Below are 18,608 nucleotides of genomic sequence, written 5' to 3'. Positions count from 1 at the left end.
TGGCCGAGACCGTGCCAGCCGCCGAGAATGAAACGCGGCTCGAGCTGGCAACACCTGTTCGGATTCTGTCGTCCGCTCTCGCGCGCGATACCGCAGGTCGGAAACGACGAAGCGGCGGTCTCCCGAGCTAAGGAGGCCGCCGCTTCGGTGTCAGCGTCAGTCTGGTTTCACTTCGCGGGCGGTGGCCATGGCTCGGTCTAGTTCCCAGTAGGCGCGCATCGAGCGGATCAGGCCGTCCTCGCCGACGCGGTAGACGAAGACGCCGTCGGTGTCCACGCGGTAGTTGCCCGGTAGGTACGTGGTGATGGTGCCGACGTTGGCGACCTCATCACCAGCGGCGTGCGAGTCGCGGATGGTGAATTCGAAGCGGGTGACTTGGGCGATCGCCTTGTCCCAGAATGCTGCGATGCCTTCTTGGCCGTGGTGGCCCTTGCCCTCCGGGTCGAAGTGGGAGGGGCCTACCGGATCCTCGACGGTGGCGTCCGCGGCGAAGAGGGCCAGCCACTCCTCCTTCGCGCCGCGGGTGACCGCCTGCATCGAGCGCCACGCGGCCAGGCGCGCGGGTGGCTGGTCGGCTTCGGTGTCCCAGCTGACGGTGATGCTCATCGTCCCTCCCCGACGGCCGCGATGACCTCATCGCCGAACTTGCGGATCGAGTCCTTCTTGGCCGACAGCTCGCCGTCGAAACCGATGCCGTCGAACATCCACGGCATGGTGATCACGTCCGTCACCCCGATCTCCGCCTGCTGCCGGTAACCGTCCACACCGAACCGGTCGATGCACACCGCCTGGTATTCGAACGGGACGTCCGCGCGGCCGGCCTCCGCCAGCAGTTCACGCAGCCTCGAGATCGTCGACCGCAGGTCATCGAACTTCATCATCGCCGACGACCAGCCGTCCCCGTACTTCGCCGCGCGGCGAAGGGCGACCTCGGTGTGCCCCCCGATGTAGAACGGCACCCGCGACGGCGGCGTCGGGCTCATCCGCAGCTTGCCGAAGTCGAAGAACTCACCGTGGTACTCGACCATCCCGCCGTCGAGGATCAGGCGCAGCACCTCGATCGCCTCATTCACCCGCGCCCCGCGCCGGGCGTACGGGGCACCGCACCACTCGAACTCCTCCGGCGACCACCCGACCCCCAGTCCCAGGCCGAACCGGCCGCCGGTCAGCGCGGCCACCGAGTTCACCTGCCTGGCCAGCAGCACCGGGTTCCGCGAACCCAGCTTCAGCACCGAGGTGTAGAACTCGATGTTCGTGGTGACCGCGCCCATCGCCGCCGCGGCGACCAGCGGGTCGGCCCACGGGGTCTCCTCGTTCCAGAACCTGTTCCCGTCCGGGGTGTACGGGTAGTCCGCCGACACCTCCTCGGAGTAGAACAGCGAGTCCGGCAGCACGACCGAGGAAAAACCGCTCTCCTCAGCCGCGACCGCCAGCTCGGTGAGCTGGTCCAGCGGGCTCATGGCAACCGAGAGGGAGAACTTCACAGCGCAGAACTATAACGTGTTCTAGTCGTGCTGGCTATCCCACGTCACGTCGCCGGAAGATCGCCGCGGCCACCGCGAACGACCCCGCCACGTACGCCGCGAGCACCAGCGCGGCGACCGGTCCGCTGGTCGTCTCCACCACGCCGGGCGCCTCCCGCACCCCGAACGCCACGGCCAGCGAACCGGAGTTCGCGCCGAGCAACCCCGTCCGCAGCGCGTCCACCACCGGCAGCGACGCGGCGGGCGCCGAGAGCTGGTCGAGCACCACGGTCACCAGCAGGCCGACGCCGATCCCGGCACCGACGTTGCGCACCAGGATGCCGACCGCGAACCCGGTCGCCGCCCACGCCGTGAGCACCAGCCAGATCGCGGCGAACACCAGCAGCACCGGGCCCGGGCCCGGCAGGGCGAAGGACCGCCCGGAAGCGACCGCCACGCCCATGCTGCCGACGAGGCTGGCGAGCAGCGTCGCCGCCGAAAGCGCGAAGCTGGCGACGAACACCGTGAAGAACTTCCCGCCTAAGAACGAGATCCGCGAAGGACGGCGCATCAGCAGCGTGCGCAGCGTGTCCCAGCGGTAGTCCGAAGTGGACAAGATCACCCCGAGGATCAACGCCATCGGACCGCCGAACGCCGGCAGGCCGCCGAGGATGTAACGATCCAACCCGGCGGGCAGCAACGCGCCGAGCAACGCCTCCGAGTCCGATGAGGACAGTCCGCCCCGCATCAGGTAAACCAGCAGGTAGCTGAACCCGAGGATTTGAACGAACCAAATGCCGCTGACGATGAACAACGCCGGGTGACGGCGAAGCGCGAAGAGTTCGGCGCGGACCGCGACGGTGCTCATGCCGTCCTCCGCTCGGCTGCCCAGTCGTCGGCGCCGGTCAGCTCGAAGAACCGGTCTTCCAGCGAACCCCCACCCGCGGTCAGTTCCGCCAGCGTGCCGTCGAAACCAGCCGCCCGTCACGCAGAACACCGACGCGATCGCAGACCTGCGCCACCTCGCCGAGCAGGTGGCTGGACAGCAACACCGTCCCCTCCATGTCCCGGATCAGCTGCCGCAGCGCCGCCATGCTCGCCGGGTCCAGCCCGTTCGCCGGTTCGTCGAGCACCACCAGTTCCGGCGAGCCCAGCAGGGCCGACGCCACGCCGAGCCGCTGCTTCATGCCCTGCGAATAACCGCGGTACCGATCACCGGCCCGGTCCATCAGCCCGACCCGCGCCAGCGCTTTGTCCACTTCGGACTCCGGCAGCGCCGAATACCGTGCCAGCAGGCGGAGGTTGTCTCGGCCGGTCAGGTGCGGGTAGAAGGCCGCGCCCTCGATCAGCGCGCCGACGCGGCGGAAGACGGCGGGGTCACCCGGCGCGTGCCCGAGCACGCGCACGGTGCCCGAGCCCGGCCGGACCAGGCCGAGCAACGTCCGCATCAAGGTGGTCTTGCCCGCCCCGTTGCGGCCCAGCAGCCCGTACACCTGCCCCTTCTCCACGTTCAGGTCGACGCCGTCGAGCGCGGTTGTGCGCCCGTAGCGCTTCGTCAGCGCGCTGACCTCGATGGGTCTCATCACTCGCTCCCGTTCAGCAGCGCCTTCAGCGTCGCCGTGTAGTCCTCGAAGGCCAGCCGCCCGCGCCGGGTGAGCGACACGTAGGTCACCGGGGTGCGGCGCTGGTGGGTCTTGGTGATCTCGACGTACTCCGCGTCTTCGAGCTTGCGCAGGTGCGTCGACAGGTTCCCGGCGGTCATGCCCAGCAGGTCCTGCAGCCGCGGGAAGGAGATCGAGTCGCCGTCGGCGAGCGCCGCCAGCGCGACCGTCACCCGGAGCCGGGCCTGCGCGTGGATGACCGGGTCCAGTTCCCCGTTCATCGGCCCCGCCGGCGCTGGACCAGGGCGGGCACGCCGAACCCGAGCAGCCCGCCGAACGCCATCACCGCGGCCTGGTAGTCCATCCCCACCAGCACCGCGACGACCGCGGTCACCAGGAACACCACGCCGGTCCCGTAGAACGTGGTGTCGCGGAACATCGCGCCACCGGCCAGGCACAACGCGCCGGTCAGCCCCATCGTGCTGCCCGCCCACAGCGGGCCGATCAGCTCCACGGGCAGTCCTTTGGCCGTCAGCAGCAGGTTCACCGTGATCAGCGCGGCGAAACCGAGCGGCCAGCTGATGCCGTACATCGCCCCGGCTCGCGAGGACGTGCCCTTGACCCCCTTGCCCGAGCGGATGCCGATGACCGCGGAGACCACCGAGCCGAGGCCGACCAGCACGGTCATCACCACCCCCGGCACCCACAGCGGGAAGAGCGGCCCCGGCCAGCCCTGCCCGGCGAGGTGGAAGGTGAGGAAGGCGACGAACCACAGCACCGCCCACATCGCGCCGATGTGCTCACTGCCGCCTTGCAGCCGTTTCGCCACCACCGCCGACTCGCGATCGATCAGCTCCAGCGACTCCTGCGCCGACAAGTTCGGCGGGCTCTCTCCCGACACCGTGACCACGTCCCCTCAGCTTTGCGTTGCAAAGTACTTGGGCTTTGTACCGCAAAGTAGTCGGCGAGAGCAAGTGCGCTACGGCACCTGGCCCTCCCGCCAGCCGCGGGAAAGGATCTCCGCAGCCGTCTCAGCAGGGGTTTGCCGTGACGAATCGAGCCAGAGCCCGAACTGCTGGGTGTTCCGGCGGAGTTCGGCGTCCATCATCTCGGGCGTGTAACCCACGTACGCGCTCTTGGCCCGGCCGCGTTCGCGCTCGCCCACCACGGCCGGATCGGGCGCGAGCACCACGACGATCAGCGGCCGGCTGCGCAGCATGCCGAGCACCTCGTTCAGATACGGGCCGAGGATGACGTCCTGGTAGACCACGCTGAACCCGGCTTCGAAGTACTCGTCGGCACAGGAGGCGGCGAGCCGGTAACGCAGCCGGAGCTGCGCGATCGCCTCCGGAGTGGGTTCGGCCGACATCTCGTGCCTGCCGGTGACCACCATCTTGCGGAAGAGATCACCCCGCAGGTGCACCGCGGACGGCAGCGATTCGGCGAGTTCCTGGGCGACGGTGGACTTGCCAGCGGCGGAGATGCCGGTGAGGAGGTAGACGGCTTTCGACATGCGCCCGATGGTCCCAGCCGCCCCGATCGCCCGCAGCTGAAATTGTTGCCGTCGCGGGATTCCGCCCACCACAATCAGCCGCATGAGCACGCCGGGCGTATTCGATGGGGCCACCGCCGACGACTACGCCGAATACCGCCGGGGTTATCGGCGGACCGAGATCGAATTCCTCGCGCGGGAGTTCGCCCTGCGCGAACGGTCGAAGGTACTCGACCTCGGGTGCGGGACCGGGCAATTGACCGTGCCATTGGCCGCATACGCCGGGTGCGTACTCGGGCTGGACCCGTCCGCGGACATGCTCACCCACGGCCGGAAACGGGCCAAGGAAGCCGGTGTCGGCAACACCGCGTGGCTGCTCGGTTACGACAGCGATCTCGCCGATCTCGACGCATTGCTGGGCGAGGAAAGCCTCAGTTTGGTGACCATTGGCCAAGCACTGCACTGGATGGCCGCCGAAACGGTGTTCACCACGCTCTGGCCCCTGCTCGAGCCCGGCGGCGGAATCGCGGTGATCGCCAACGGGACCCCGGTGTGGACGCAGGACGAGCCCTGGGCGGACGCCCTGCGCGAGACCGCGTCGAAGTGGCTCGGCCCGTTGCGCTTCCCGGCCTGCGGGAGCAGCCGGGAGGAACGCGCCGCCTACGCGGAACTGCTGGTCAGGGCCGGGTACACCGGCGTCGGCGAGCAACGGTTCGACTATCGCGAAGAGGCCGGTATCGACGAGTTCATCGGTTCCTTCTATTCGGCCGCGCCCCGCGACCGGCTGGCCGCGGAGCAGTGGGAACTGTTCGACCACGATCTTCGCCAGGCACTGTCCGCCGCGCAACCGGACGGCCGATTCTGCGAAGCCGTACCGGTGCGAATACTGATCGGGCGTAAACCGAAGGGGTGACCGACCACACCGTCGCCCTGTGATCTGCGTCACTCAACTAAGAGTAATCTCACCAGACCATTCCCACTTCGAGCTGGGAATCCGCTTCGATATCTGGTCGTGATCTGTAGTGCGAGTCACCGGATAGGGCAGGTTCCGATTTCGAAATCCAGCGTCCCGCGTGTTTATCGTCCCGTGATCGGCCTATTCGGTCGATGACCCCGACACCGCAACACCGCTTGGAGGACGAAAGTGTCCACCGCTTCGTGGCCGGCGTCCGGCCGCAAACACCGGATCGGCACCGTGACCGCGGCTTTCGCCGTCGGCGCCGGTGCGTTCCTGGCCCTGCCGGGCACCGCTTCGGCAACCCCCGCCCCCGCCCCCGTCACCGCCTCGGTTCCCGCTCCCCCCGAATTCAGCGGAACCTCCCATACCGAGGCCGCCAAGCCCGCCGGGCAGAGCCTGGTGGAGCTCGCGGCCGAGCAGCAGGGCAAGCCGTACAGCTACGGCGCCACCGGCCCAGACAGCTTCGACTGCTCCGGCCTGACCCAGTTCGTGCACCGCCAGCTCGGCATCGAACTGCCGCGGACCTCTCGCGACCAGCGCGCCGCGGTGGCCACCGTGGACCGCGCCGCCATGCAGCCGGGCGACCTGATCTTCTTCGCCAACTCCGGCGGCAGCGTCTACCACGTGGGCATCTTCGCCGGTGACGGCCAGATGTGGGCCGCGCCGGAGTCCGGTGACGTGGTCCGCCTGCAGCAGATCTGGACCGACTCCTACACCGTCGGCCGCGCCTGGTGAGCCCCGGTGGTCCGGTTCACTCCCCCGCGTGAGCCGGACCACCCGCCTGGGGGAACCTCACCACCGCCGTCCGCGTTGTCCGATTCAGGAGACCGACAACGCGAGGAGTCACCATGGGCACCGCGATCGTCCTGATCGTTCTCGTCGTTCTGGTGGTCGGCGGCGGGGTCTACCTCGCCAAGAAGAACGCGGCGGCCAAGCAGCAGCGCCTCGAGGACGCCAAAGCCGATGCCCGCCGCCTGCTCGAACGCCTCGGCGGGCAGGTGCTCAACCTGACCGGTTCGGACACCGCGTCGCAGCAGGCGATGGCCGACGCGGCCGAGCGCTACAACGCCGCGGGCTCGCAGATGGAGCAGGCGCGGACCGAGGAACAGGCCCGGCTGGTCAAGGAAACCGCCGTGGAGGGCCTCTACTACGTGCGCGCGGCGCGCGTGGCGATGGGCATGGACCCCGGTCCGGACCTGCCGCGCGACGTCGAGCGCGAGAACGCGGGCAAGGTCACCGAATACCGCGCGGTCGACGTCGAGGGCCAGCACTACGAGGCCTCGCCCGACCCGACCTCGAACACCCCGCACTACTACCCCGGTGGCCGCGTGGCCGGGCGGCCGGTGCCGCAGGGCTGGTACAGCGAACCCTGGTGGAAGCCGGCGCTCGTCGCGGGCGCCTGGGGCCTCGGCTCGATGCTGCTGTTCACCGCGATGTTCTCCGGCATGGCCGGGATCGCCAGCGCCGGGGCCTGGGAGTCCGGCTACGACGCCGGGCAGGAGGACGCAGCGGCCGAAGCGGACGCCGGTGGCGGCGACGCGGGCGGCGATGCCGGAGGTGACGCCGGCGGCGGCGACTTCGGTGGTGGCGACTTCGGCGGCGGCGGGGACTTCGGCGGGGGTTTCTGACCCGGCTCAGGAGGGCTGGCAGGTGGGGCACCAGTAGAGCTTGCGGCCTGCCAGCTCCTGAAAGGCGACGGGCGTACCGCAGACCAGGCACGGCTGCCCGGTGCGCCGGTACACGTAGACCTCGCCGCCGTGCCGGTCGTTGCGCGGCACGCGGCCGGTGACCTCGGGCCGGTGCTCGTGGGCCACCGTGTCGATCCGGCCGACGCGCACGCCGTCCTTCATCAGCACCACCAGGTCCGCCCACATCTCGTCCCACAGCGCGCGGTCCAGCGCCTTGCCGGGCAGCATCGGCGCCACACCGTGGCGGAACAGCACCTCGGCGCGGTAGACGTTGCCGACACCGGCCAGCACCGACTGGTCCATCAGCAACGCCGCGATCGACGTCCGTGAGTTCGAGATGCGGTCCCACGCCTGCTCGGGCTTGGCGTCGCGGCGCAGTGGATCGGGTCCCAGCCGCGCCTTGATCGCGTCGGCCTGCTCCTCGGTGAGCAGTTCACAACGGGTCGGCCCGCGCAGATCGGTCCAGTGGGTGCGGCCGACCAGGCGCATCCGCACCTGCCCGACCGGTTCCGCCGCGGGCAGCTTCGCCTCGCCGAAGGTGCCGTACAGGCCGAGGTGCACGTGCACGATCCCGTGTGGACCGTAGTCGTGGAACAGGTGCTTCCCGTGCGCCTCGGCGGTTTTCAGCACCTGACCGTCCACAACGGACGCCTCGGCGGCGAACCGGCCCTGCGGGCTGGAGACCTCGACCGGGGCACCGCCGTAGCGCCGCTTGTGCAGCCGCGCCAGGCGGTGCAGCGTGTGCCCCTCGGGCATCAGGGCAGCGCCGGCGGGGTTCCGGTGCGTTCGTAGTCCAGCAGCTGCCGCACGCGCCTGCCGTGCCGCTCGTCCGGCGAGGGCTCGGTGGCGAGGAACGCCTCGACGATCTCGACGGCCTGCTCGGTGGTGTGCATCCGCGCGCCCACGCCGATCAGCTGGGCGTGGTTGTGCTCACGGGTCAGCTTCGCGGTCTCCACGCTCCAGGCCAGCCCGGCACGCGCACCGGCGACCTTGTTCGCGGCGATCTGCTCGCCGTTGCCCGAGCCGCCGATCACGATGCCGAGGCTGCCCTCGTCGGCGACCACCCGGCGGGCGGTCTCCACGCAGAAGGCGGGGTAGTCGTCGGCCGGGTCGTACTCGGCCGGACCGACGTCGGTCACTTCGTGGCCCTGCTCGCGCAGGTGCTCGACCAGGTGGTTCTTCAGTTCGAAGCCCGCATGGTCGGCTCCAAGGTAAACACGCACGGGGCTGAGTCTGCCATCCGGCGAGGCGTCGCCCGCGCCCGCCCGGCATGCTGGGCCGATGAGCATCTTCGGGCAGCCGGGCCACGACATCAGGCTCGAATGGGGCGAAGAGGGAATCACCGCGCTCGGCGCGGAATGCGCCGTCCTGGTCATCGTGGACGTGCTCTCGTTCTCCACCACCGTGGACATCGCGCTCAGCCGCGGCGCGCGGGTGCTGCCGCTGCGCTGGCGCGACGAGCGGGCGGTGCAGACCGCGCGCGAGGCGGGCGCCATCCCGGCGGGTGAATGGGAGTGGAATCTGCGACCGGCTTCGGTGCAGACCATCCCGGCGGGCACGCTGCTGGCGCTGCCGTCGCCGAACGGCGCGACGCTGTGCGCGAAGGCGGCGAACGCGGGCACCCAGGTGCTCACCGGCTGCCTGCGCAACGCCAGGGCGGTGGCCCGGATGGCACGGGTGCTGGCGCAGGGCGCGCCGATCGGCGTGGTGCCCGCCGGTGAACGCTGGGGCGTGGACGTGCTCGCCAACCTGGGCTCGACCGGCACGCTGCGCCCGAGCGCGGAGGACCTGCTCGGCGCCGGGGCCGTCGTGGACGCGCTGATCACCGCGGGCGCGCAGTGGCCGTCGGCCGAGGCGAGCCTGGCGGCGCGGGCCTACCGGGCGGCGGGCCCGGACGTGGGCGCGGTGGTCGCCAGTTCGTCGTCGGGCAAGGAGCTGAGCCAGGCCGGGCACATGCGGGACGTCGACCTCGCGATCGCGGTCAACTCCTCCCAGGTGGCCCCCTACCTGGATGAAGGCGTCTTCGTGGACGTGACGCCGAGGTGACCGCGCGCTGGGACGAACTCGCGGACGGGGTGTTCGCCCGCCGCTACCCCGAATGGGACCTGACCGTCGGGCTGGTCGTCGGCGACGGCGCGTGCCTGGTGATCGACACCCGCGCGAACGCGGCCGAGGGCGCGGAACTGGCGCGCGCGGTGCGCGAGGTGACCCCGCACCCGTGGACCGTGGTGCTCACGCACGACCACTTCGACCACTCGTTCGGCGTCTCGGCGTTCCTGCCGTGCGAGGTCTGGGCCCACGAGAACTGCCACCGCGAACTGGCCGCACGCGGCAACCCGGAACTGGCTCTGCCCGATCGGCTGCTCACCGATCGGGCCGAACTGGACATCGGCGGCCGCCGGGTCGACCTGGTCCACCTCGGGCCGGCCCACAGCGACAACGACGTGGTGGTGCACGTGCCCGACGTCTCGGTCGTCTTCGCCGGTGACCTGGTCGAAGTGGCACCGCCGGGTTCGTTCAGCGCCGAGTCCTTCGGCACGGACACCACGCTCAGCGGCTGGCCCGGCGCACTCGACGACCTGCTCGCGCTCGGCGCGGAGGTGGTCATCCCCGGCCATGGCGCGCCGGTCGACCGCGGATTCGTGATGGCGCAGAAGGACATCCTGCACCATCTGAGCACTTTGGACAGTTCGGTGCGAGCGGGCGAAATGGACGCCGCGGCCGCGATCGCGGCCTCACCCGTGGCCGAGGACGTCACGCGAGCCGCTCTGCGACTCGGTTAGGTCGCTGCGGTAGGTCTCCTTGAGCAGCGCCACGCACACCGCGGCCGCCACGGAAATGCCGACCAGGTAAAGCGAAATCGGCCAGGACGACTTCGTGGCGTCGTAGAACTCGGTGGCCAGGATCGGCGAAACCGCGCCGCCGATGATGCCGCCCATGCTGTAGGCCACCGACGCACCGGAATAGCGGTACCGCGTGGCGAACAATTCCGGCAGGAACGCGCCCATCGGCCCGAAGAACAGCCCCATGATCACCATTCCGCCGGACAGCGCCACGGCGATCAGCACCGGGTTCGCGGTGTTCATCAGCCAGTACATCGGGAAGGCCCAGAGCACCGAAACCGCCGCCGCGGCGAGGCAGACCCGCTTGCGCCCGAGCCGGTCCGAAAGCCGCGCCGAGGCGAGCGTGGCCACCCCGAGGCAGACCGCGGCGATCACCGTGCAGGTCAGCATCGCGCTGTAGGACAATTTCAGCACCGTCGTACCGTAGGACAGGTTGAAGGTCATCACCGTGTAGAAGAGCGTGTGCGCGAGCACCATCGCACCCGAGGCCAGCAGCAGCACCCCGCCCTGGCGCCGGACCACCTCGAACAGCGGCACCCTCGCCCGTCCGGCGCGTTCCATCGCCTGCCGGAACACCGGCGTCTCGGCGATGGTGGTCCGGATGTAGTACCCGACCACCACCAGCACCGCGCTGAGCAGGAACGGGATGCGCCAGCCCCAGGCGCGGAAGTCCTCGGTCGAGAGCACCGACGTCAGCAGCAGGAAAACCCCGCCGGACAGGAAAAATCCGACCGCGGGACCCAGTTGGGGGAAGCTCGAATACAGTCCGCGCTTGCCCTCGGGCGCGTACTCCACCGAAAGCAGGACGGCACCGCCCCACTCACCGCCGAGCCCGATGCCCTGGAGGAAGCGGAACACGGTGAGCAGGACCGGCGCGAGCACGCCGAGCGTGGCGTAACCGGGCACCAGGCCGACGGCGACCGTGCTCAGCCCCATCAGCAGCAGGGACACGATCAGCATCCGCTTGCGCCCGACCCGATCGCCGAAATGTCCGAAAAGGACGGCTCCGAGCGGGCGGGCGACGAACCCGACGCCGAAGGTGGCCAGCGAAGCGATCGTGCCCGCCGTCGCGGAGAACTTCGGGAAGAAGACATCCCCGAAGACGAGCACGGCCGCCGTGCCGTAGATGTAGAAGTCGTAGAACTCGATCGTGGTGCCGATGAACCCGGCGATGGCCACCCGTGACCGCGACACCGGCGTCGCAACGGCTCCCATGCCGGAGCACCCTACTCACCGGAGCCGGTCGATCACAGTGCCGGACTACTCGAAGTTGAGCGTGTCCGTGCTCGTCCTGGTGCGCTTCAGCTCGAAGAAGTCGGGGTAGGAGGCGAGCAGGTGCGCGCCGTCGAACACGCGCAGCGCGTCCTCGCCCCGCGGGATCGAGGTCAGCACCGGGCCGAAGAAGGCCACCCCGTTGATGTGGATGGTCGGCGTGCCGACGTCCGAGCCGACCGGGTCCATGCCCTCGTGGTGGCTCTTGCGCAGCGCTTCGTCATATCGGGTGGAGTTCGCGGCCTCGGCCAGCTCCTCCGGCGCACCGATTTCCCGCAGTGCTTCGCGGATGACCTCGTCGCCGAAGCCGCGGTCCTGGTTGTGGATGCGGGTGCCGATCGCGGTGTAGTACTCACGCAACACGGCCTCGCCCTGTGCCTCGGCCACCGCGATGGCCACGCGGACCGGGCCCCAGGCCTTCTCCAGCAGGGTGCGGTAGTCCTCCGGCAGGTCCTCGCGGTTTTCGTTCAGCACCGCCAGGCTCATCACGCGGAACTTCAGGTCGATGTCCCGGTGCTTTTCCACCTCGAGGATCCAGCGCGAGGTGATCCAGGCATAGGGGCAGACGGGGTCGAAGTAGAAGTCGACTTCGGCCGGTTTCGCTGCGGTCATCACGTCTCCCTTTTCGGGGTGGGGCACTCCTGTCCTCGGCAACAGCACGGGCACGGCTGTTGTTCCCCATCGTCAGCGAGGCCGCTCACATGATTGGATGCCGTGGTAAGCGAACCGATAACCGATATCAACGACCAGAGGTGCCTGTGCCCGCCCCGAACCTGACGCGCGACCAAGCCAAGCAGCGAGCCGCACTGCTCGAGGTCGAGTCGTACGACATCGAACTCGACCTGACCGACGGCCGCGGCGGACCTGGCGAGAAGATCTTCGGCTCGAAGACCACCGTCCGGTTCACCAGCTCCCGGCCCGGCGACGGTTCCTGGATCGACATCGTCGCCGAGCAGGTGCGCTCGGCCACGCTGAACGGCGGCAAGCTGGCCATCGAGGACTACCGCGAGGAAGACGGCGTCGCGCTGCCGGAGCTGGCCGCCTCGAACGAGCTCGTCGTCGAGGCCGACTGCCGGTACATGAACACCGGCGAGGGCCTGCACCGGTTCGTCGACCCGGTCGACGAGGGCGTCTACCTCTACACCCAGTTCGAGACCGCGGACGCCAAGCGCATGTTCGCCTGCTTCGACCAGCCGGACCTCAAGTCGGTCTACCGGCTCACGGTCGTCGCACCGCGGGACTGGAAGATCATCTCGAACGCGCTCGTGGAGTCCACCGAGGACACGCCGGAGGGCGCGGTCCGCACGGTCTTCGCCACTTCCGAGCGAATCTCGACCTACCTCGTGGCGCTGATCGCCGGGCCGTACGCGGAATGGCGCGACTCCTACGCCGACGACCACGGCGAGATCCCGCTGGGCATCTACTGCCGCGCCTCGCTGGCCGAGCACATGGACGCCGAGCGGCTGTTCACCGAGACCAAGCAGGGCTTCGGCTTCTACCACGAGAAGTTCGGCACGCCGTACCCGTTCAGCAAGTACGACCAGCTCTTCGTGCCGGAGTTCAACGCGGGCGCGATGGAGAACGCCGGCGCGGTCACCTTCCTGGAGGACTACGTCTTCCGCAGCCGGGTCACCCGCTACGCCTACGAGCGGCGCGCCGAGACGCTGCTGCACGAGATGGCGCACATGTGGTTCGGCGACCTGGTCACCATGCGCTGGTGGGACGACCTGTGGCTGAACGAGTCGTTCGCCACCTTCGCCAGCGTGCTCGCCCAGGCCGAGGCCACCGAGTACACCAACGCGTGGACCAGCTTCGCCAACATCGAGAAGTCGTGGGCCTACCGGCAGGACCAGCTGCCCTCCACGCACCCGATCGCCGCGGACATCGTCGACCTGCACGCGGTGGAGGTGAACTTCGACGGCATCACCTACGCCAAGGGCGCGAGCGTGCTCAAGCAGCTCGTCGCCTACGTCGGCCAGGACAACTTCCTCGCCGGGCTGCGGTTGTACTTCGGCAAGCACGCGTGGGGCAACGCCACGCTCGCCGACCTGCTCGCCGCGCTGGAGGAGGCCTCCGGGCGCGACCTGTCGTGGTGGAGCGCGCAGTGGCTGGAGACCACCGGGCTCAACTCGCTCACCCCGCGGTTCGAGGTGGACGGCGAAGGCCGGTTCAGCTCGTTCGAGGTGGTGCAGTCCGGGGCGAAGCCGGGTGCCGGTGAGCTGCGCACGCACCGCATCGCCATCGGTGTCTACGACGAGGACGACGCGGGCCGGATCACCCGGACGCAGCGCGTGGAGCTGGACGTCACCGGCGAGCGGACCGCGGTGCCGGACCTGACCGGTGTGGCGGCGGGCAAGCTCGTGCTGGTCAACGACGACGACCTGACCTACTGCACGATGCGCCTGGACAGCGGTTCGCTGGTCACCCTGATCGACCGGATCGGCGACATCACCGACCCGCTGCCGCGCACGCTGTGCTGGTCGGCGGCCTGGGAGATGACCCGCGAAGCCGAGCTGAAGGCCCGCGACTTCGTCATGCTGGCCTCGCGCGGCGTGCACGCGGAGAGCGAGGTCGGCGTGGTGCAGCGGCTGCTGCTCCAGGCGCAGACCGCGCTCAACTCCTACGCGGAGCCCGAGTGGGCGATGTCACAGGGCTGGCCCACCTTCACCGGCAAGCTGCTGGAACTGGCGAAGGCGGCCCAGCCGGGCTCGGACCACCAGCTGGCGTTCGTCAACTCGCTCGCCGGCGCGGTGCTGGACGAGGCCGCGCTGACCGCGGTGGCCGGCTGGCTCGACGGCTCGGCGCCGCTCGAAGGCCTGACCGTGGACACCGACCTGCGCTGGCGGCTGCTCCACGCGCTGGTCGCGCACGGCAAGGCGGGCGACGACGAGATCGACGCCGAACTGGCCCGAGACAACACCGCCACCGGCCGCCGACAGGCCGAGGGTTCGCGGGCGCTGCGCCCGACGCCCGAAGCCAAGGCGGAGGCGTGGCAGCGCGCGGTCTTCGACGACGAGCTGCCCAACGCGGTGAGCAACGCGCTGATCAGCGGTTTCTCGCACCCGGGTCAGAAGAAGCTGCTCGCGCCCTACGTCGAGAAGTACTTCGCGCAGATCGACGAGGTGTGGCAGCGGCGCTCGAGCGAGCGGGCGCAGCCGACGGTGATGGGGCTGTTCCCGTCGTGGGCGGTGGAAGCGGGCACCGTCGAGGCGGCCGACGCGTGGCTCGCCGGTGAGCACCCGGCGGCGCTGCGGCGGCTGGTCACGGAAGGCCGGGCGGGCATCGTGCGCGCGCTGGCCGCCCGTGAATTCGACCAGCAGGCCTGACACACGCGAAAGGGGCGTGACCACCGCGGTGGTCACGCCCCTTTTTCGTCGGAAGTCAGTGCTGCGGAGCCGGGCCCGCCTGGTCGGTCATCATGCGCAGGCCGCTGACCAGGCCGCCGATCAGGTCGCCCTCCTTGAAGGAGGCGACCATGCTCATCACCGCGAGCTTGGCGCCGCGGTCGGGCAGGCGCTGGAAGGCCTGGTCCCCGGTGAGCACCTCGACCACGCGCTCACCCGGCGAAACGGCGACCAGCACCGCACGGGTGGCGTCCGGCCCGATCGAGGCGTGCAGCCGTTCGGCCGCCGCGCGGCTGTCGGCGCCCAGTTCGCCCAGGTAGACGCTGAAGTCCAGGCCCGTCTCGCGGCTGGCCAGGGTCAGGGCCTCGTCGAGGCGGGCCAGCTGGACGGCGCTGAATGGGCCGGTCGGCCCAGCGGGCTCGTACATCCTGGCGGCCGAGATGCGGCCGGTCGGCAGCACCACGGTGCCGGTCGGCAGGTCGCGCTCGTCGTCCGCGGCCGACACGGCGGTCGCGCCGCCGTGCGTCAGTTCACCAGCTCCCACGAGCCCCTCCTCGTGCCGTGCCGGTGGTGTCACCGGCTTCGTCGGCCCCGGCGTGCGCCCGGCGCCCGGTTCCCTCGGGGTTCGCGCTCCACCAGATCGGCGCGTGCTCCCAGGGCTGACCCGGGCGGTACCTGGGCGCACCGGCGAATTTCGACCGCAGCGTCCACAGGCTGACCACCAGGTAGATGGCCAGCGGCGCCGCCGCGAAGACCAGAAGCGTCTCGACCAAGTTCACGCGCGCAGCGTAGCTGATGGCCCAGTGCGGCGCGGCGCGGCGCCGCGGTTGGCCAACCCTTCACCAGCCGTCCCCCGCTTGCCCCGTCGGCGGACCGCCAACAGGGCGAAAGGAAATAGCCGAAAGGTTGCAACTCAACGTACGTGCGGCGGTACTCACCGCTGTTGCCTTGTTCCGGCGGTGAAATGCTCGTACTTTTTTCACCTGTACGGCCCTTGCCGCCCCGCTTCCCAGCTTGAAATGTCACGGAACGGTCCCAGGAGGACACGTCATGAAGAGCGCCCCCACCCCCGCCCAGGCGACGTACGACCGTTTTTCGTCACTCAACGAAATGGCCCAGCTGGTTCTTGACTCGGACGGGCGTGGCACGAGGGTGACACGTGGCACACGCGTCACGGCCGGTACCCGCGTCACCCGCGAACAGCAGGGCACGCGGGTCACCTGCGGCACCCGGGTCACGCGGGGCACCCGCGTCACCGCGGGCACGCGGGTCACCCGGGGCACGCGAGTCACTCGGGGTCAGCAGGGCACGCGGGTCACGGCGGGCACGCGGGTCACGGCGGGCACCCGCGTCACGGCGGGCACGCGGGTCACCGCGGGCACGCGGGTCACCCGGGGGACCCGGGTCACGCGAGGCACCCGGGTCACCTGCGGCACGCGCGTCACCCGCTGAGCGCGACGCACCCAAGACGTAACAGCGCCCCGGCAGCCCTCAGGCGGCCGGGGCGCCGAGGTACTGGCGCCAGATCGGATCCGCGTCCGTGGTGTGGGCGAGCAGTCGCCAGTGCGGGCCGTGCGGTGCTCGCGGGATCACCGGCAGCCGCCAGCCGATCTCGCTGAGCAGCGAATCCGCCTTGCGGTGGTTGCACCTCGTGCAGCACGCCACGCAGTTCTGCCAGCTGTGCTCGCCGCCCTTGCTGCGCGGGACCACGTGGTCGATGGTCTCCGCCCGGCCGCCGCAGTACACGCAGCGGTACCGGTCGCGGTGCATCAGCCCGGCCCTGGTCAGCGGCACCTGCGCCCGGTAGGGGACGCGGACGTAGGTGCTCAGGCGGATCACCGAGGGCACCGGCACCGTCATGGTCGCCGCGTGCAGGATGAGCCCGGCGGGATCACCGTGCACCACCTCGGCCTTGCCGCAGAGCAGCAGCACCACCGCGCGCCGCAGCGGCAGCGCGGTCAGCGGCTCGAAAGTGGCGTTGAGCAGCAGAACCCGACGTCGTCCGCCCAGCGGTGCGGCCGGCCCCGAACCCCCTGGATCGCGTCCCTTGCGCTGGCCGTGTACGCGGGTCACACGCCCGCCACGGCTCGGCGGCCCACTGGGCTGGGGCCCCTTGGGCCCGCCCGAGTGCGCACAGGACACAACCTCCGGCGCCTGCCCGGCCAATTCCAGGCCCGGCGCGCCGAAGGGGATCGGTTGTCGGTCTGGCACTCGACCACCTCCACCGGTTCAGCCATAGTCGACCACAGATCACACCCATCGCGCACGTGTGTTATCCGACGTGTCATCGACCGGTACCGTGGTGGCCGGTTCCGGCGCCCCCGAACGTGCGCATCGCCGCCTCCCGCCGAACCTTCGCCGGAGCGCGTGAGATCCACGTGACCAGGGGCGAAACCCCACGGAAAAGGAGTACTTCTCAGCCGTGATCGCAATGCTCAGCCAGCAGTCACCACCGACCCCGTTGCCGCTCTGCACCCAGGAGGCGGGCAGCTGGTGCCGCTGGGTCTACGAAGTGACCGGGAACGCGTGGCTGGCCGGTTCCGCGGACTGGCTGCTCGAAAAGCCGATCCGCATCCTGATGATCCTGATCATCGCCTGGATCATCCGGCTGCTCGCCCGCAGGCTGATCGACAAGGTGACCACGCTGCCGGAGAACAACGGCAGCAGCGGCAAGCTGCCCGCCATCCTCCGCCCGCTGCGCGAGCGCGCCCCCGAGATCCTCGGGCCGCTGGTCGCCGAACGCCGCCGCCAGCGGGCCAAGACCATCGGCTCGGTGCTCAAGTCGCTGACCACGTTCCTGGTCTACGGCCTGGCGTCCATCCTGGTGCTCGGGGAACTGGGCATCAACCTCGGCCCGATCATCGCCTCGGCGGGCATCGTCGGCGTCGCGCTCGGGTTCGGCGCGCAGAACCTGGTCAAGGACTTCCTGTCCGGCATGTTCATGATGCTCGAGGACCAGTACGGCGTCGGCGACGTGGTCGACCTCGGTGAAGCCAGCGGCACCGTCGAGGCGGTCGGCCTGCGCATCACCACGGTGCGCGACCTGAACGGCACCGTCTGGTACGTCCGCAACGGCGAGGTGCTCCGGGTGGGCAACTCGAGCCAGGGCTACGCCGTCGCCGTGGTCGACGTGCCGCTCAACTACAACGCCGACGTGAGCCGCGCCACCGCGCTGCTGGCCGAGGTCGCCGAAGACGCGGTCAAGGTCGAGCCGCTGGCCTCCGACGTGCTGGACTCCCCCGAGGTGCTCGGCGTGGAAGCCGTCACGCCCGAGGGCATGCAGCTGCGGATGACGGTGAAGGTGCGCCCCGGCAGGCAGTGGGCCGCCCAGCGCGCGCTGCGCGCCCGGATCATGAGCGCGCTGGAGGACGCCGGATTCGAACCGCCGCTCGGCCGGTTCTTCGGTGGCTCGAGCTCGGCGGCCTCGAACAGCCAGCAGGCATGATGGAGTGGTGGAGTTGACCCCAGTGACCCCGGAAACCCCGGAAACCCCGGACACCTCGGACACCTCGGAACCGAAGACGTTCTACGAGGCCGTCGGCGGCGAACCGACGTTCCGGTTCATCGTCGCGCGGTTCTACCAGCAGGTCGCCGAGGACGAGATCCTCCGCCCGCTGTACCCGGAGGAGGACCTCGGCCCGGCCGAAGAGCGGTTCCGGCTGTTCCTCATGCAGTACTGGGGCGGCCCGCACACCTACTCCGACCAGCGCGGACACCCCCGGCTGCGGATGCGGCATGCGCCGTTCAAGATCGGCCCGATCGAGCGCGACGCGTGGCTGCGCGCGATGCGGGTGGCCGTGGACGAGGCGAACCTGCCGAAGCCTTACGCCGAACAGCTCTGGGCGTACCTCGAAATGGCCGCACAGAGCATGATGAACAGCTGGATCTGAGGCGGCGCAAGAGAAAAGCGGACTCTGCCGGGCAGGGCGGGTGAGGCGGATGGAAGG

23 protein-coding genes are annotated in these 18,608 nt (G+C 70.0%); 9 read left to right on the top strand and 14 right to left on the bottom strand.

Features of this window, described 5'->3' with window-relative positions:
• Nucleotides 1-156 precede the first annotated feature (156 nt).
• The 7 genes from JOM49_RS14750 to JOM49_RS14720 form a co-directional block, all read right to left on the bottom strand.
• A complete protein-coding gene (locus tag JOM49_RS14750) occupies nt 157-606 on the bottom strand; it encodes a nuclear transport factor 2 family protein (RefSeq protein ID WP_209664846.1) in 450 nt (149 codons plus the stop codon).
• Entirely contained in the window at nt 603-1,484 is an 882-nt protein-coding gene (locus tag JOM49_RS14745) for a TIGR03619 family F420-dependent LLM class oxidoreductase (RefSeq protein WP_209664845.1), read from the bottom strand. Before JOM49_RS14745 ends, JOM49_RS14750 begins: the two co-directional genes overlap by 4 nt.
• Before the next feature lie 34 nt (nt 1,485-1,518).
• Nucleotides 1,519-2,331 carry an ABC transporter permease gene (locus tag JOM49_RS14740; protein WP_209664844.1) on the bottom strand — a complete coding sequence of 271 codons (813 nt, stop codon included), beginning with the start codon at nt 2,329-2,331 and terminating at the stop codon, nt 1,519-1,521.
• A gap of 79 nt (nt 2,332-2,410) precedes the next feature.
• Complete coding sequence (locus JOM49_RS14735; RefSeq protein ID WP_245369331.1) at nt 2,411-3,046, bottom strand: ATP-binding cassette domain-containing protein; 636 nt, start codon at nt 3,044-3,046, stop codon at nt 2,411-2,413.
• Entirely contained in the window at nt 3,046-3,345 is a 300-nt protein-coding gene (locus JOM49_RS14730) for a transcriptional regulator (RefSeq protein ID WP_209664843.1), read from the bottom strand. The genes JOM49_RS14735 and JOM49_RS14730 overlap by 1 nt, the downstream gene beginning before the upstream one ends.
• Complete coding sequence (locus JOM49_RS14725; RefSeq protein ID WP_209664842.1) at nt 3,342-3,965, bottom strand: hypothetical protein; 624 nt, start codon at nt 3,963-3,965, stop codon at nt 3,342-3,344. The genes JOM49_RS14730 and JOM49_RS14725 overlap by 4 nt, the downstream gene beginning before the upstream one ends.
• A 78-nt stretch (nt 3,966-4,043) precedes the next feature.
• Nucleotides 4,044-4,577, bottom strand: a complete 534-nt coding sequence (locus tag JOM49_RS14720; protein ID WP_209664841.1) for an AAA family ATPase — start codon at nt 4,575-4,577, stop codon at nt 4,044-4,046.
• A gap of 82 nt (nt 4,578-4,659) precedes the next feature.
• Here JOM49_RS14720 and JOM49_RS14715 point away from each other — a divergent pair, with 82 nt between their 5' ends.
• The 3 genes from JOM49_RS14715 (at nt 4,660) to JOM49_RS14705 (ending at nt 7,142) form a co-directional block, all read left to right on the top strand.
• Nucleotides 4,660-5,469: a class I SAM-dependent methyltransferase gene (locus tag JOM49_RS14715; protein ID WP_209664840.1), complete on the top strand. Its 810-nt coding sequence runs from the start codon at nt 4,660-4,662 to the stop codon at nt 5,467-5,469.
• A 231-nt stretch (nt 5,470-5,700) separates the two neighbouring features.
• Nucleotides 5,701-6,249, top strand: a complete 549-nt coding sequence (locus JOM49_RS14710) for a C40 family peptidase (RefSeq protein WP_282768049.1) — start codon at nt 5,701-5,703, stop codon at nt 6,247-6,249.
• A gap of 113 nt (nt 6,250-6,362) precedes the next feature.
• Complete coding sequence (locus JOM49_RS14705; protein ID WP_209664839.1) at nt 6,363-7,142, top strand: hypothetical protein; 780 nt, start codon at nt 6,363-6,365, stop codon at nt 7,140-7,142.
• Between the two features lie 6 nt (nt 7,143-7,148).
• Here the strand turns inward: JOM49_RS14705 and JOM49_RS14700 are convergent, their stop codons facing one another.
• Nucleotides 7,149-7,958 carry an Fpg/Nei family DNA glycosylase gene (locus JOM49_RS14700; RefSeq protein WP_209664838.1) on the bottom strand — a complete coding sequence of 270 codons (810 nt, stop codon included), beginning with the start codon at nt 7,956-7,958 and terminating at the stop codon, nt 7,149-7,151.
• Nucleotides 7,958-8,425, bottom strand: coding sequence for a ribose-5-phosphate isomerase (locus tag JOM49_RS14695; RefSeq protein ID WP_209664837.1), 468 nt, complete (start codon nt 8,423-8,425; stop codon nt 7,958-7,960). Before JOM49_RS14695 ends, JOM49_RS14700 begins: the two co-directional genes overlap by 1 nt.
• Nucleotides 8,426-8,483: 58 nt before the next feature.
• Here JOM49_RS14695 and JOM49_RS14690 point away from each other — a divergent pair, with 58 nt between their 5' ends.
• On the top strand, nt 8,484-9,248 hold the full coding sequence (locus tag JOM49_RS14690) for a 2-phosphosulfolactate phosphatase (protein WP_209664836.1): 765 nt from the start codon (nt 8,484-8,486) through the stop codon (nt 9,246-9,248).
• Entirely contained in the window at nt 9,245-9,985 is a 741-nt protein-coding gene (locus JOM49_RS14685; protein ID WP_209664835.1) for an MBL fold metallo-hydrolase, read from the top strand. Before JOM49_RS14690 ends, JOM49_RS14685 begins: the two co-directional genes overlap by 4 nt.
• On the opposite strand, the gene JOM49_RS14680 is transcribed toward JOM49_RS14685, so the two are convergent.
• Nucleotides 9,938-11,260 carry an MFS transporter gene (locus JOM49_RS14680; protein ID WP_209664834.1) on the bottom strand — a complete coding sequence of 441 codons (1,323 nt, stop codon included), beginning with the start codon at nt 11,258-11,260 and terminating at the stop codon, nt 9,938-9,940. The two genes, JOM49_RS14685 and JOM49_RS14680, sit on opposite strands and share 48 nt — an antisense overlap.
• A 45-nt stretch (nt 11,261-11,305) precedes the next feature.
• Nucleotides 11,306-11,929, bottom strand: a complete 624-nt coding sequence (locus JOM49_RS14675; protein ID WP_209664833.1) for a mycothiol-dependent nitroreductase Rv2466c family protein — start codon at nt 11,927-11,929, stop codon at nt 11,306-11,308.
• A gap of 146 nt (nt 11,930-12,075) precedes the next feature.
• Between JOM49_RS14675 and pepN the strand changes: the two genes are divergently transcribed.
• On the top strand, nt 12,076-14,643 hold the full coding sequence (gene pepN / locus JOM49_RS14670; protein ID WP_209671197.1) for an aminopeptidase N: 2,568 nt from the start codon (nt 12,076-12,078) through the stop codon (nt 14,641-14,643).
• A 55-nt stretch (nt 14,644-14,698) separates the two neighbouring features.
• On the opposite strand, the gene JOM49_RS14665 is transcribed toward pepN, so the two are convergent.
• Nucleotides 14,699-15,205, bottom strand: a complete 507-nt coding sequence (locus tag JOM49_RS14665; RefSeq protein WP_209664832.1) for a DUF5130 family protein — start codon at nt 15,203-15,205, stop codon at nt 14,699-14,701.
• A complete protein-coding gene (gene ctaJ, locus JOM49_RS14660) occupies nt 15,192-15,440 on the bottom strand; it encodes an aa3-type cytochrome oxidase subunit CtaJ (RefSeq protein ID WP_209664831.1) in 249 nt (82 codons plus the stop codon). Before ctaJ ends, JOM49_RS14665 begins: the two co-directional genes overlap by 14 nt.
• 373 nt (nt 15,441-15,813) lie before the next feature.
• Here ctaJ and JOM49_RS14655 point away from each other — a divergent pair, with 373 nt between their 5' ends.
• Nucleotides 15,814-16,113, top strand: a complete 300-nt coding sequence (locus tag JOM49_RS14655) for a hypothetical protein (protein WP_372444010.1) — start codon at nt 15,814-15,816, stop codon at nt 16,111-16,113.
• Between the two features lie 39 nt (nt 16,114-16,152).
• Here JOM49_RS14655 and JOM49_RS14650 read toward each other — a convergent pair whose 3' ends face one another.
• Nucleotides 16,153-16,872: an HNH endonuclease gene (locus JOM49_RS14650; protein WP_282768042.1), complete on the bottom strand. Its 720-nt coding sequence runs from the start codon at nt 16,870-16,872 to the stop codon at nt 16,153-16,155.
• Nucleotides 16,873-17,092: 220 nt separating this feature from the next.
• Between JOM49_RS14650 and JOM49_RS14645 the strand changes: the two genes are divergently transcribed.
• Both JOM49_RS14645 and JOM49_RS14640 read left to right on the top strand, forming a co-directional pair.
• Nucleotides 17,093-18,106 carry a mechanosensitive ion channel family protein gene (locus JOM49_RS14645; RefSeq protein WP_209671194.1) on the top strand — a complete coding sequence of 338 codons (1,014 nt, stop codon included), beginning with the start codon at nt 17,093-17,095 and terminating at the stop codon, nt 18,104-18,106.
• A gap of 13 nt (nt 18,107-18,119) precedes the next feature.
• Entirely contained in the window at nt 18,120-18,551 is a 432-nt protein-coding gene (locus tag JOM49_RS14640) for a globin (protein WP_245370360.1), read from the top strand.
• Nucleotides 18,552-18,608: the final 57 nt, after the last annotated feature.

This window comes from Amycolatopsis magusensis (genome assembly GCF_017875555.1).
In the GTDB taxonomy this organism is placed as follows: Bacteria; Actinomycetota; Actinomycetes; order Mycobacteriales; family Pseudonocardiaceae; genus Amycolatopsis; species Amycolatopsis magusensis.
The sequence above is the reverse complement of the archived record's forward strand: the minus strand, read 5'-3'. Positions and strand labels throughout refer to the sequence as shown.